The organism is Marinomonas spartinae (genome assembly GCF_016461715.1).
GTDB classification, from domain to species: domain Bacteria; phylum Pseudomonadota; class Gammaproteobacteria; order Pseudomonadales; family Marinomonadaceae; genus Marinomonas; species Marinomonas spartinae_A.
Map to the genome: position 1 here is coordinate 352,815 of NZ_JAEMUI010000002.1, position 14,112 is coordinate 366,926.

The window sequence follows — 14,112 nt, forward strand, 5'->3', positions numbered from 1 at the left end:
CGATAGTCCAAACCATTGATTCTAAAGCTATTGATAAATAGTGACCTGTGTAAGATACTTGGTACGTAATAAAAGCCATTTTTTGAATAGAAAAGGGAAGCTTATGCTCAGGAAAACCCTCGTTAGTTTAGCCATTGCTGGTGCGTTGTATTCGGTAAGCGGTTATGCGCTGGAACTGGGTGAATTAACCTTAAAATCGAGCATAGATGAACCTTTCCGGGGGCAAATTGAGTTATCTGATGTGGGCTCACTGACTCCCCAAGATATATTAGTGCGTTTAGGGAGTGAAGGTGAGTTTCGTCAGGCTGGGTTTGCGCCTTCTCCTGAGTTAAATGATTTGTCCTTTGATGTTGCCCGTGGGAACAATGGTAAAGGCTTAATCATTGATGTAGTGTCGAAAAAAGTTCTCAAATCCAAAGATCTGCATTTTGTTTTGGCTGCGCGCTGGCCCAGTGGGCAGGTGGTACGAGAATACGATGTGCCATTGACTCAGTCGGCTTTGGTAGATAAATCTCAAAAAGAGGTGATTCAGTCGCCTACCGTTGCCTCGCGAGCCGCAAAACCGAAGGCTGCGACTAATTCAGCTAGCAATAGCCATAGCGTCTTCAAAAAAGAATCTCAGGCGGCGAACAAGTTACCAGTAAAAGGTAATGCGTTCACTCAAGCTGGCAATACTTTATGGCGTATTGCTGAAAAGAATCGACCATCGAATAATTTTACGATTTATCAAACGATGATCGCGATTCAAGCATTAAATAAAGATGCATTTTATTCGAATAATATCAATCTCCTTAAGCAAAATGTCGTACTACGTATTCCGACAGAGCAACAGATTGCTTTGTTTAATCGTTCTATGTCGAAAGAAGAATTTGAGCGACAAGTTCGTATCTGGCAAACCATTAAGTCCGCGTCCTCTAAGCATTCTCCTATTGCCCGTGAACAATTAAATACTCAAGCCAAAGGGAAGGGTGCATCTAAGCAGCCTATTTCTGATTCAGACCGCTTAACATTGGTGTCTGGACAAAGCGCGCTTGCACAGAAAAATTCAAGTTCGAATGAGGGCAGTGGCAATGAGTCTTCTAAGTTAGAAAACAAACTTTCTGCCACGGAAGAGATGCTAGACAAAGAGAAGCGTGAAAAAGAGGACCTCTCGAATCAGTTAGGCGATCTAAATAAGCAGCTTCAGACGTTGCAAAAACTGATTAGTTTAAAAGACCAGCAAATGGCGGAGCTTCAAAAACAACTCGCCAGTGCGAAACAGTCCATGCAAGAACAAAAAAATACAGTGGATCAATTGCTGGAAACTATTCAACAGCGTACTGATAAGGAGAAAGCAGAAGCTGACTCATGGCAGCACAAGATCTTTGGTAACCCCATTATTGTGTCGGTGGGAGCGGTGGTTCTTCTCATGCTGGGCTTCTTGATTGGTTTGTTGATGCGCCGTATGGGCAAGAAAAAGTCTGATACAACGAAAATGGATGGTGATGAATTTGACTTAGCTGCTGCTACGCCACTAGCGGCTGCCGCAGGTGCCGCCGCTGCAACTGGCGCTGCCGTGGCGGCAGTCGAAACAGAAGAGGCTAAGCCAGAGGAGGAAATAGAGGAAGAAGATCCTTTTGCTTTTGATTTTGGAGAGCCGGAAGAAGAGGCTGATGGATTTAGTGAGTTCGATAATTTAGAAGATCCAGATCAACCAGAAGAATCGGATGTGGAGGATTTTGAATTGCCTGATGATTTAGCCTTTGCTGATGATTCAGTGTCTGATGACGACGATGATGAAGAAGAGGATCCATTTGCCTCTTTGGATTCTCAGATGGACGATCTAAATGAGCTGGATGAGCTAGATGACGATGCTGCTAACGAGGGATTCGACTCCCTTGATGACGAGCTTGAGGCCATTCCAGAAGACGAGACGGCAGAAGAAGTGATTCCGACCGTTGAGCCAGTGAATGAGGATGAGGCTGATGAGGGCACATCTGACTCAGAAGCAGATTTTTCTGAAGAAGAGTCATTTGTCTCAAATCTACTTGAAGATACGGATGGTGAGAATGAAGAAGGTCCAGATGAGTCGGCAATCTTTGATCAAGAGCCAAACGAGTCGCTGGCGTCGAGCATTGAAGAGACGCTAGCCGAAGCACAAGAAAATGAAGCGGATATAGATGTTCCTTCCTTTGGTGAAGCTGAGGCGGCTGATGGTGAAGCAGTCGATGATGACGAAGAAGAATTTGATTTCTTCGATGCCAGTGGTGATGAGGCCGCTACGAAATTGGATCTGGCAAGAGCTTACATGGATATGGGCGACGATGAAGGCGCTCGTGTTATACTTGAGGATGTAGTTTCATCCGGCAATGAGCAACAAATTGCCGAAGCAAAAAGTATGATAGAGCGAATGTTCCCAAGTGACTAAAAAGAAAGTAGTTCTTGTCGTTGAGTACAACGGCGCCGCCTATAAAGGTTGGCAGGCACAAAAATACGGTGTGCCAACGGTTCAAGAAGAAGTTGAAAAAGCGGTCAGTATTATTGCGAATCATCCTGTCAGTATAATCTGTGCTGGCCGGACGGACACGGGTGTTCATGCCAGTGCGCAGGTAATTCATTTTGAGACGGATGCGGTTCGAAATGAGCGTTCTTGGACACTCGGGGTGAATACACATCTTCCTCGTGATATCTCCATTGTAGCGGCTCGCTATGTGGATATGGATTTTCATGCACGCTTTAGTGCCTTGAGCCGTCGCTACCGCTATGTTATTTACCAATCAGAGCTGCGTCCTGCCATTTTAATCGATGGTGTTACTTGGACGTACAAAAAGCTCAATGTTCAAGCCATGCAAGAAGCGGCCAGAGTGTTTGTTGGCGAACATGATTTCTCCTCTTTTCGTGCTGTCGGCTGCCAGGCAAAAAGCCCAGTACGTACTATTTTAAACTTTTCTGTCCAGCAGTTTGGTCAGTATGTGGTACTAGATGTCAGAGCTAACGCTTTTTTACACCATATGATTCGTAACTTTGCTGGCGTATTGATTGCTATCGGGGCAGGTGAACAGCCAGTTGAGTGGGCGAGGCTCGTACTTGAGGCAAAAGACAGAGCTAAAGGAGGAGTGACCGCAGCCCCTTTTGGTTTGTATTTTGTCGATGCCGAATACCCCGAACATTTCAATATCCCTAAACCTACTCTAGGTCCGCACTTTCTGCCGGTTATTGAAGAATCGGTTGGTACTGTGAAGTCATACTATCGGAAAGACGACTCAGTATGTTCTACTTCGTCCAACCAAAAAGCACTTTCGACTGATAAAGAGTTGTCTTATGACCTGTCGAGTTAAAATTTGTGGCATAACAAACCTTGAGGACGCGTTGATTGCTTGTCGTCATGGGGCAGATGCGCTGGGTTTTGTGTTTTATGAAAAAAGCCCACGGTATATTGATCCTCAAGCGGCCAATGACATAGTGGCTAAGTTGCCACCTTTTGTGGTGCCTGTGGCCTTATTTGTCAACGCAGAACCCTCTTTGATTGAGCGTGTTATCTCGGGAAGTGCGCGCTGGACGATTCAGTTTCATGGTGATGAAACAGAGTCGGCTTGTTTGCCGTATAATCGTCCCTATATAAAAGCCTTAAGGGTTAGAGAGGGGGAAGATATCGCGGCGCTTGGGCAGGCTTACTCCTCGGCCAGTGCCATTTTACTGGATGCTTATAAAAAAGGGGTTCCAGGAGGCACAGGCGAATTATTTGACTGGCAGTTGATTCCGAAGGAGTTGCCTTTTAGTGTGATTTTGGCGGGTGGTTTAACGCCTCAAAATGTTCGTGCGGCGGTTGAGCAAGTAGCTCCCTACGCAGTGGATGTGAGTGGTGGTGTCGAGCGATCCAAGGGGCTCAAAAGTGAGTCACGTATTCAAGAATTTATTATTGGAGCGAAATGTGAGTGATAGTCCAATTGATTTAAACCTGCCTGATGCGCAAGGGCGCTTTGGGCAGTTTGGTGGAACATTTGTATCCGAAACCTTGATGTCGGCACTTGATGATTTGACCAAGATGTATGAAGAGTTATCTCAAAGTGCAGAATTTCAGGCAGCGTTTGATAAAGATATGGCGCATTATGTTGGGCGCCCGTCACCTTTGTATTTTGCCGAGCGCCTAACCGAAAAAGTAGGTGGTGCGAAAATTTATCTGAAGCGTGAGGATCTCAATCATACAGGGGCTCATAAAATCAATAACACCATTGGACAAGCCTTGCTTGCCAAACATATGGGCAAGCCAAACATCATTGCTGAAACGGGGGCGGGTCAACATGGTGTGGCATCAGCGACTGTGGCGGCTCGCTTGGGGCTGAAGTGTAAGGTCTTTATGGGGGCCGAAGATATCAAGCGCCAGTCTTTAAACGTGTACCGTATGAAATTGTTGGGGGCAGAAGTGGTTCCCGTTGAGTCTGGTACAAAAACCTTAAAAGACGCTTTGAATGAAGCCATGCGTTACTGGGTGAGTAATGTCGATGATACTTTTTATATTATCGGTACCGCTGCTGGACCACACCCTTACCCCAAGTTAGTGCGTGATTTTCAATCTGTGATTGGCCGTGAAACGAAAGTGCAATGTATGGAACAAGAAGGTCGTCTACCAGATGCGCTTGTTGCCTGTGTTGGAGGGGGGTCTAACGCAATTGGCTTGTTCCATCCGTTTATTGGTGACAAAGATGTAGCGATGTACGGTGTTGAAGCCGGGGGGGATGGCATCGAAACGGGCCGTCATGCGGCGCCGTTATCGGCAGGTCGTCCAGGTGTGTTACATGGTAATCGTACGTATGTAATGGCCGACGAAGATGGTCAAATTATCGGTACTCATTCTATTTCTGCAGGTTTAGATTACCCTGGCGTGGGGCCTGAGCATTCTTGGTTGAAAGATGTTGGTCGTGCCAAATATGTGGCCATCAATGACGATGAGGCGATGGAGGGGTTCCGTGATCTTACTCGTCTAGAAGGCATAATGCCCGCCTTGGAGTCCAGTCATGCAGTTGCTTACGGTATGAAACTTGCCGCCACCATGAGCAAAGACCAAATTATCGTAATCAATTTATCGGGTCGTGGTGATAAAGATATTTTAACCGTTGCAGAATTGGATGGGATTGAAGTATGAGCCGTATAAATGCATGTTTTGACAGTTTAGCAGCTTTAGGTAAGAAAGCTCTGATTCCTTATATTACGGCAGGCGATCCTACACCAGAACACACGGTAACCATTATGAATGGCTTGGTGGCAGCAGGGGCTGATGTCATCGAGGTTGGTATGCCTTTTTCCGACCCTATGGCCGATGGCCCGGTTATTCAGCTGGCTTGTGAACGCAGTCTGGCCGCTGGGACGAGTGTGCGTAAAGTATTAGATATTGTTCGTCAGTTCCGAGAGCAGAATACTGACACACCTGTTGTGCTTATGGGCTATTTGAACCCCATTGAGTTTTTTGGCTATCAAGCATTTGCCCATTCTGCTAAAGAAGCAGGGGTAGATGGCATTTTATTGGTGGATCTGACTCCAGAAGAGGCGACAGATGTAGTAGAATGCTTCCGCGAAAATGATATTGATCTCATTTATCTGTTATCACCTACGACGACACCTGCTCGAGCGAAGAAAATTTGTGAGCTTGCTTCCGGTTATGTTTATTACGTTTCTGTGAAAGGGGTGACTGGTTCGACAGCGTTGGATGTGGATAGTGTGAAAAAACACGTTGATTCATTGCGAGAAATTACCCACTTACCTATAGGGGTAGGTTTTGGTATTCGAGATGCTCAAACAGCAGCAGCGGTGAGTCAGTGTTCGGATGGTGTAATTGTTGGCAGTGTATTGGTGAATGCCATCGCAGAAAATCAAAATCAAACAAAAGAATATATCGCTGACGCTTTACAGTCTATTCTTGCACCAATGCGTGTACAGATGGACGCTGAGCAAAGCGGCAGTTAGTAAATAAGGATTTGGAGAAATAAATGAGTAGCTGGTTAGATAAATTTTTACCTTCGATTGTGCGCAGCGAATCAAAGCGTGGTTCGGGATCTGTGCCTGAGGGGCTTTGGAAAAAGTGCCCGAAATGCGACAGTGTATTATACCGCCCTGAGTTAGATAAAAATCTCGATGTTTGCCCAAAGTGCCAGCATCATTTGCGTGTTAGTGCGCGTCGTCGTTTAGATATCTTTTTGGATCATGAGGGTCGCTATGAGATTGGTGAGCACTTAGAGCCTGAAGATAAATTGAAGTTTAAAGACTCTAAACGCTACAAGGATCGTTTGGTTGCTGCGCAGAAAGCCACTGGTGAGAAAGATGCTTTAGTCGCAATGGAAGGGGCATTAAATGGCATGCCTGTAGTTGCCGTTGCGTTTGAGTTTAGTTTCCTCGGGGGCTCTATGGGAGCAATTGTTGGGGAGCGTTTTATCCAAGCAGTGAATGTGAGCCTTGAAAAACGTATACCTTTGATTTGTTTTTCAGCCTCTGGTGGCGCGCGTATGCAAGAAGCGTTGATTTCTTTGATGCAAATGGCGAAAACCAGTGCAGGCCTTGAACGCATGAAACAAGAAGGTATTCCATACATTTCGGTGATGACGGATCCTGTGTTTGGTGGGGTGTCTGCTTCATTGGCTATGTTAGGGGATTTAAACGTTGCTGAGCCAAACGCGTTGATCGGTTTTGCCGGGCCTCGTGTTATTGAGCAAACGGTTCGTGAAAAATTGCCTGAAGGGTTCCAGCGCAGTGAATTCCTGATGGAAAAAGGCGCATTGGATATGATCATCAAGCGTAACGAAATGCGTGATCGCCTCTACAATATTTTATCTATGTTGACAAATAGAGCGGCTTAATTGAATGACATCCGAGTCGTTGACTGTGTGTAAGTCTCTAGATGACTGGCTTTCGTATATTGAGAGCCAGCATCCTTCAGAAATTGAATTGGGCCTAGAACGAGGGGCATCGGTTTTAGCTAAGCTTAATATTGTCAGACCCAAAGAAAAAATCATTACAGTAGCGGGTACCAATGGTAAAGGCTCGACTTGCGCCATGTTGACCCAGTATCTGCAATCTCAAGGTCATTCTGTAGGTACCTACACTTCTCCCCATTTTATCGATTTTAATGAGCGCATTACGATCGATGATCGGCCCTGTGAAGACGATCTGATTTGTCAGGCTTTTAAGGTGATCGAAACGGTTCGTGGTGACACACCTCTGACTTATTTTGAGTTCAGTACTTTGGCTGCATTGTGGATTTTCTCTCAAGCAAATTTGGATTATTGGGTTCTAGAAGTAGGTCTTGGTGGTCGGCTGGATTCGGTGAATATGGTCGATACCGATGTGGCGGTGGTGACGTCCATTGCACTGGATCATACCGATTGGCTAGGTGATTCCCTTGAGGTAATTGCACAGGAAAAAACGGGGATTGCCCGAGCTGGAAAACTGTTGGTCAGTGGGGTTGTTAACCCTCCCGCATCGTTGGCTAATACAGCAAATGGCATTGGAGCTGTATTGCGTCAAAAAGGCACGGATTTTTCCTACGTTAAGAAGGGGAATGTGTGGTCTTGGTCTGGCAATAATGTTCGCTTTGATGATCTACCTGTCCCCAATCTACCGATTGAAAACGCGGCGACTGTCGTGGCGATATTGAGTTATATGGGATTGTCTCCAACAAAAGAGGCTCTAGCGTCGTTGTTTCACTCTGCGCAGTTAACCGGACGTTTTCAAAAAGTATCCAGTGAGCCGTTGGTGTATATTGATGTTGCTCATAATCCTGAGGCGGCCACTGAACTGGCCAATCGGATTGCTGATTTTGAATCTGCTCCTATTGCTGTTTGTGGTATGTTAAAAGACAAAGACATTGCCAGTGTTATGGTCATTTTAGGTTCGCAATTCTCAGCATGGTATTGTGCGGACCTGAAGGGTATACGAGGAGCGAAGGCGGATGAACTATTTACCAAGCTGACTCATCCATACAAGCAGTCTTTTCCATCGGTAGCACAAGCTTATGATGCCGCCGTCGCTCAGGCGATTGAGGAGTCAAGGGCCGTCGTTGTATTTGGTTCTTTTGTAACGGTTACAGACTATTTAGAGCATGCTCGTTATTTGCAGCATGATCGAGAAAAAGGTGTTCCATGTTAGATAAAACTTTGACTCACAGGTTAATCGGTGCCGGCATTATGATTGTCGCTGCGGCGATTATTCTACCGCAAGTTTTAAATGGTAAACGTCCCCCTGAGTTGGGGGTTCAGGTAGAAGTGAGTAAAGCCCCCGTGTTTCCAGAGGCAAAAATAGCGGCAACTCAGCCTGTAGACAATTTGCCGGATACGTCTTCTACAAATGATGTCACTCATGTTTCTGTCACAAACAAACACTCCACCACAGCGATTCCTATCAAACAACCTCAAGATATTACACTTGTACCAGCCGATAAGGCGTCTGTTAAGAAAGACACTTCGGTGTCAAATCAATCTGCCCAAACAGGCTCCTCTTCATCCAGTGCGGCAAAAGCGTCAACAGATAAACAAACCAGTGTCGCCAGCAAAAGCCAGCCTAAGCCACAAATGGCCGTTCGTTGGACAGTACAAATTGCCACCTTTGCGAATGAGGCGAATGCAAAACGTTTGGTGGATAAGTTAAAAAAGGCAAATTACTCGGCATATAGTATCACCAGCAGCTCTCTGAATAAGGTCTATGTTGGTCCTGAGTTTGAGAGAAGTGCGTCTGAGAAAACTATGAGTGACATTAAAAAGAAATTTGGTCTGAAGGGATTTGTGACGAAGTTTTCAGAGAATTAGCGATTCGCTTCTGTTAAAATCCTCCGCGATTTTATGGAGACCATTATGAACACAGTAAACTCTATTACTACAATAGATTGGCTGATCATCGCCGTTGTTCTTGTATCGACTTTGTTGAGTTTAAAGAGAGGGTTTGTTAAAGAAGTATTGTCTCTGGTGACTTGGGTTGTAGCGTTTGTTGTAGCTGTTAAGTTTTCGGATAATATGCAGGCTTTATTGGTTCAGCAAATTCAGAGCGATCAAGTCCGTTATATAGTGGCCTTTATTGCTCTATTTGTTGCTACTTTAATCATTTGTGCCTTGGTGAGTTACTTAATAGGCTCACTTATACAAGTTACTGGATTGTCTAGTACTGACCGGGTATTAGGTATGGTATTTGGCTTTGCGCGAGGGGCCTTAGTGGTCGTGGCGTTTGTATCCTTACTAAGTTTAAGTCCATCAATTGAAAAAACTCAGATGTGGAAAACCTCGACTCTGATCCCTCAATTGGTGTTATTAAAAGACTGGACGCGAGATATGTTAGGCAAGAGTTCGGATGCGGTCAGTCCGTCTCTCATAAATCGTGTTCTAGGTAGTTAACTGGTTGCTTATGATGAGTAACCACCCGAAGAAGAACCTTTTTGCGTATTTTACGTAATTTCCCCAATACGAGGATCTAATACATGTGTGGTATCGTTGGTGTCGTTGGCACGTCCATGGTTAACCAAACCATTTTTGATGCTTTGACTGTTCTGCAACATCGTGGTCAAGATGCAGCTGGGATGGTGACAAGTCATAATGGACTATTATGCTTACGCAAAGACAATGGACCTGTGAGCGAAGTTTTTCGTACACGTCATATGAAAAAACTACATGGTAACATTGGCATTGGGCATGCTCGTTACCCCACCGCTGGAACTTCCAGTTCTGCAGAAGCGCAGCCTTTTTATGTTAACTCACCTTACGGTATTTCACTGGCGCATAATGGTAATTTAACCAACACCGCCAAGCTTAAACAAGAAGTGTTTGAGTCCGACTTGCGCCACATCAATACGACGTCTGATTCAGAGGTTCTATTGAATGTCTTAGCTCATGAGATGAGTTTAGAAAACAAGTTAATTCCAACGCCTGATGATATCTTTAATGCGCTAGAGCGTGTTTATAAGCGTATCGAGGGTGGGTATGCAGTTGTTGCTCTGATTACGGGCTATGGAATTTTAGCCTTCCGTGACCCTGATGGTATTCGTCCACTGATTTACGGCTCAAAAATGAGTGAAAATGGTGGCATTGAGTATATGGTGGCCTCTGAAAGTGTCGCCTTGGATGCTGCAGGTTTTACTATTGAGCGGGATATTCAGCCCGGTGAGGCGATTTTCTTCGATGTGAACCATAAGGTTCATGTGCGTCAGTGTACACCGAAGAAAGTGCCTCGTCCTTGCTTGTTTGAATACGTATATTTTGCGCGCCCTGATACAGTGATTGACAATATTTCCGTCTATAAGGCGCGTATCAATATGGGGGATCGTTTAGCGGCGAAAATCCAGAGAGAGTGGCAAGATCATGATATTGATGTGGTTATCCCCATTCCGGACACGAGTCGTACGGCGGCATTGCAAATTGCACAAACGTTGAATATCCCGTTTCGAGAAGGCTTGGTGAAAAATCGTTATATTGGCCGTACGTTTATTATGCCGGGTCAGGCTGTTCGTAAAAAATCGGTGCGTCAAAAACTCAACCCAGTACCCTTTGAATTCAAAGACAAAACGGTTTTATTGGTTGATGACTCCATTGTGCGTGGCACTACCAGTAAAGAAATTATCGAGATGGCTCGCGAAGCGGGTGCGAAAAAAGTGTACATTGCCTCTGCTGCTCCAGAAGTACGCTATCCAAACGTTTATGGTATCGATATGCCTGCGGTAACGGAATTGATTGCTCATGGCCGCAATGTTGATGAAATTTGTGAGCTAATCGGAGCGGATAAACTGATCTTCCAAGATCTGGACGATTTGATTGAGGCCTGTATCGATGAAAAGCATTCTGAGGTGCGTGAATTTGATACTTCGGTCTTTAATGGCCAGTACATCACAGGTGATATCGATGACGCGTATTTGGAACGTTTGCAAGAAGCGCGCAATGATGCCAAAAAGGCAGCTATCACAGTGAGTTCTAGTAGTGACATGATGTACCCTATGTAGAAAAATAGACTGTCTATGGTAAATTTAGAGAAGGACATGTGAGCGCTGGTTTTCAGTGACATAATCCCGTGAAATAAAGCCAGGTTGTCGCCTGGCTTTATTGTTTTTTAATCTGTCGATTTTTAGCCTGATTAAAGTGGTTTAGGATGCCTTGGGCTCGATAGGTTTAGTACGGATGAATTGGAAAAGGCTTTTTCAAAAGCCTCCCATAGAATTGTGATATGTAGGGTTTATAAGTAGTAACCAAGTTGGAGAGACAGGAATGCCTGATTATAAAGATGCGACGAATGCGATTCATTCTGGTGTTCGTCAGACGCAGGAGCAGGAAAATAGTGAAGCGATTTTTGCTACCTCTAGCTTCGCTTATTCAAGTGCTCAAGAGGCCGCGAGTAAGTTTTCTGGAGAAGAAGATGGCAATGTATATTCTCGCTTTACTAACCCCACCGTTGAGTTGTTTGAAAAGCGTTTAGCTACCCTGGAAAAGGGGGAAGCGGCGATTGCGACCAGTTCCGGTATGGCGGCTTTGATGACCATGGCATACAGTCTGTTGAGTACTGGCGATAAAGTTGTTTGCTCTCGTAACATCTTTGGATCTACGGTTAAATTCTTTAGTACCTACACAACCAAATTTGGTGTGGAAGTGGTGTATGTGGATGCGACGGACTATCAAGCTTGGGAAGAGGCTATCGATGAAAACACTAAGCTTTGTTATTTTGAAACACCGTCCAACCCACTATATGAAGTAGTGGATGTACAGCGTGTGGCAGACCTTGCTCATGGGAAAGGGGCATTACTGTGTGTCGATACAGTATTAGCAACACCAGCCCTTCAGAACCCTTTAACGCAGGGGGCGGATATCGTGATGCAATCGGCGACGAAGTTCATTGATGGACAAGGCCGTACTCTTGGTGGGGCATTGATCTCAAACAAAGAGATAGTAGAGGTGTTTACGGCCTTTATGCGCAGTGCGGGGCCATGCATGAGTCCATTTAACGCATGGGTTTTAGTTAATGGTTTAGAAACCTTGGCGCTACGGATGACCGCACATTCAGCGAATGCGCTTAAATTGGCACAGTTTTTAGAGGCTCACCCGAAGGTCAAAAAAGTGAACTATGGTGGTTTACCAAGCCATAAATATCACGAGCTTGCCAAGAAGCAGCAAAAAGATTTTGGTGGGCTATTGTCGTTCGAAGTTGAAGGAGGTCGTGAGGCGGCATGGCGAGTAATTAATAGTGCCAAGCTGGTGTCTATCACGGGTAATTTAGGTGATACTAAAACCTTGGTGACGCATCCTGCTACCACTACACACGGTCGGTTAACCGATGAGGAAAAAGCCAAAGCGGGCATTGTGGAAGGTTTGATTCGTGTATCGGTAGGTTTGGAAGACATCGAAGATATTATCACGGATTTTGATGGGGCTTTGTCTCAGATCTAACTGAAAAGCTATTGCCTTGATAGTATGTCACCCGAAAAGAGAATGCAGTCCTATTGCTGCATTCTCTTTTTCTATCTGAAGGTTTAAGTTGTCCCTTTTTTAAGGGGCTATCTACTTCTTAAGGTTACGGAAACGCCAAAGGCTTGGTTTCCTGAGGTTGCTCTTTGGTGGCAGACTTAGGCATCCTTTCCAAAACAAACTCAGCACGCCGATTTTTAGCGCGGTCTGCAGGCGTATCATTTGGCACGAGCGGAATACTGTCTGCATAACCTGTTGCCGTCATTCGTTCGGGTGAGATGCCTTTGTCTAGGAAATAGCGCAAAATGGTCGTGGCACGGATCGCTGACAGCTCCCAGTTGCTTGGAAAGCGTGCTGTTTTTATGGGCACATTATCCGTATGTCCTTGGATGTTGATTGTATAATTTGGGTACTTCTTAAAGGTATAGAGCAAGGTGTTTAAGATAAAGTCGGCATCATAACCAATCTCGGCCTCACCTGAGGCGAATAAACTTTTTCCATCAACTCGGATGATGAGTTTGTCACCATTTTCTGAAACAGACACCATTTTATTCAGTTTATAGGCATCAAGTTGCCGTTGTAAGTCTCGTTCCATCTTGGGAAGGTTCGCATCAGGGGCGTCTTCGTCTGCTTGTGAATCGCTTTTACCGGATTTCGTGTCGGTATTTTTTAGTGGGATGGGGGTTATGATTTTGTTGCCACCTTGAGCCGGTTTGTTGTCCGTTCCTTTGATATTATTTTTGTTCGAGATAGCAATTTGAATAGAGGATAAAGTTGACTCTAAAGTCGATTGAGTCATTCTCGACAGTGAAAATAACAGAATAAAAAACACCAAAAGCAGAGACATTAAATCAGCAAAGGTGAAGATCCATGTTGGAACCTCATCATCTTCGAAAAAAGGATCATCCATCGTCTAATCCCTAAGACCAACAGGTTTACGCTGATGAGCGGGGACATAGGAAGAGAGTCGCTCATACACGGCTAGATAGTTATTGCTGCCCATCATGGCGATGGTACCATCTCGGATGATTTCCAGAGTTTGTATTTCTAAAATGGTTCTGGCTTTGAGCTTGCCAGCAATGGGCTGAAAAATCACTGTCGATAAAATGGAACCATAGAAGGTGGTTAATAGTGCAACAGCCATAGCAGGACCAATGGCATCTGGGTTATTAAGATGGGACAGCATCTGAATCAAGCCAATTAACGTCCCAAGCATGCCAAACGCAGGGGCGTACATGCCCATTTTTTTAAACACGTCCTGAACCACATAGTGGCGCATTTTTAACGAGTCAATATCGGCTTGTAGGGTATGACGAATATAGTCCTCATCGGAGGCATCAGAGGCCATATTGAGTGCTCTTTGTAAGAAAGGGGAGTCGGCTTTTTCACGACTTAACGCCATTAAGCCTTCACGTCGAGCTACTCTAGTTAATTGCAGCATGGTAGCAATCATCTGTTGTGGATTCTGTTTGTCCTGGGTAAAAACAATGGCGGCTGCACGAAAAGCGGCCATCGTGTCTTTGAATTGAAACGTAAATAGCGTGGCGGCAATGGTACCGCCGATGACAATCATAATGCCCGGAACGTTGACAAAAATACTGATATCGCTACTACCATAAAGAATCGCAGAAACGATTAACGCGAGACCTGAGATGATCCCTACAAAAGACGTAAAATCCATAAATTAATAAGCCTAGCACGATTCATAATGTAA

13 protein-coding genes are annotated in these 14,112 nt (G+C 45.0%); 11 read left to right on the forward strand and 2 right to left on the reverse strand.

What is annotated here, in order from left to right:
* The first annotated feature begins 103 nt into the window (after positions 1–103).
* From JHD45_RS03525 to JHD45_RS03575, 11 genes are all read left to right on the forward strand, one after another.
* Entirely contained in the window at positions 104–2,407 is a 2,304-nt protein-coding gene (locus JHD45_RS03525) for a FimV/HubP family polar landmark protein (protein WP_199474799.1), read from the forward strand.
* On the forward strand, positions 2,400–3,317 hold the full coding sequence (gene truA / locus JHD45_RS03530; RefSeq protein ID WP_199474800.1) for a tRNA pseudouridine(38-40) synthase TruA: 918 nt from the start codon (positions 2,400–2,402) through the stop codon (positions 3,315–3,317). The genes JHD45_RS03525 and truA overlap by 8 nt, the downstream gene beginning before the upstream one ends.
* On the forward strand, positions 3,301–3,918 hold the full coding sequence (locus tag JHD45_RS03535) for a phosphoribosylanthranilate isomerase (RefSeq protein ID WP_199474801.1): 618 nt from the start codon (positions 3,301–3,303) through the stop codon (positions 3,916–3,918). Before truA ends, JHD45_RS03535 begins: the two co-directional genes overlap by 17 nt.
* Positions 3,911–5,122: a tryptophan synthase subunit beta gene (gene trpB, locus JHD45_RS03540; protein ID WP_199474802.1), complete on the forward strand. Its 1,212-nt coding sequence runs from the start codon at positions 3,911–3,913 to the stop codon at positions 5,120–5,122. The genes JHD45_RS03535 and trpB overlap by 8 nt, the downstream gene beginning before the upstream one ends.
* On the forward strand, positions 5,119–5,940 hold the full coding sequence (trpA, locus tag JHD45_RS03545) for a tryptophan synthase subunit alpha (protein WP_199474803.1): 822 nt from the start codon (positions 5,119–5,121) through the stop codon (positions 5,938–5,940). Before trpB ends, trpA begins: the two co-directional genes overlap by 4 nt.
* A 23-nt stretch (positions 5,941–5,963) precedes the next feature.
* On the forward strand, positions 5,964–6,827 hold the full coding sequence (accD, locus tag JHD45_RS03550) for an acetyl-CoA carboxylase, carboxyltransferase subunit beta (RefSeq protein ID WP_199474804.1): 864 nt from the start codon (positions 5,964–5,966) through the stop codon (positions 6,825–6,827).
* A 4-nt stretch (positions 6,828–6,831) separates the two neighbouring features.
* Complete coding sequence (gene folC / locus JHD45_RS03555) at positions 6,832–8,115, forward strand: bifunctional tetrahydrofolate synthase/dihydrofolate synthase (protein ID WP_199474805.1); 1,284 nt, start codon at positions 6,832–6,834, stop codon at positions 8,113–8,115.
* On the forward strand, positions 8,109–8,771 hold the full coding sequence (locus JHD45_RS03560) for an SPOR domain-containing protein (RefSeq protein WP_199474806.1): 663 nt from the start codon (positions 8,109–8,111) through the stop codon (positions 8,769–8,771). The genes folC and JHD45_RS03560 overlap by 7 nt, the downstream gene beginning before the upstream one ends.
* 45 nt (positions 8,772–8,816) lie before the next feature.
* Positions 8,817–9,350, forward strand: coding sequence for a CvpA family protein (locus tag JHD45_RS03565; protein WP_199474807.1), 534 nt, complete (start codon positions 8,817–8,819; stop codon positions 9,348–9,350).
* 83 nt (positions 9,351–9,433) lie between these two features.
* Positions 9,434–10,945 carry an amidophosphoribosyltransferase gene (purF, locus tag JHD45_RS03570; RefSeq protein WP_199474808.1) on the forward strand — a complete coding sequence of 504 codons (1,512 nt, stop codon included), beginning with the start codon at positions 9,434–9,436 and terminating at the stop codon, positions 10,943–10,945.
* 262 nt (positions 10,946–11,207) lie between these two features.
* Positions 11,208–12,380 (forward strand): O-succinylhomoserine sulfhydrylase, encoded by a 1,173-nt coding sequence (locus tag JHD45_RS03575; RefSeq protein WP_199474809.1) that lies wholly within the window; start codon positions 11,208–11,210, stop codon positions 12,378–12,380.
* A 124-nt stretch (positions 12,381–12,504) separates the two neighbouring features.
* Here JHD45_RS03575 and JHD45_RS03580 read toward each other — a convergent pair whose 3' ends face one another.
* Both JHD45_RS03580 and JHD45_RS03585 read right to left on the reverse strand, forming a co-directional pair.
* A complete protein-coding gene (locus JHD45_RS03580) occupies positions 12,505–13,308 on the reverse strand; it encodes an OmpA/MotB family protein (protein WP_199474810.1) in 804 nt (267 codons plus the stop codon).
* Positions 13,309–13,311: 3 nt separating this feature from the next.
* Positions 13,312–14,079, reverse strand: a complete 768-nt coding sequence (locus JHD45_RS03585; protein WP_199474811.1) for a motility protein A — start codon at positions 14,077–14,079, stop codon at positions 13,312–13,314.
* Between the last annotated feature and the right edge of the window lie 33 nt (positions 14,080–14,112).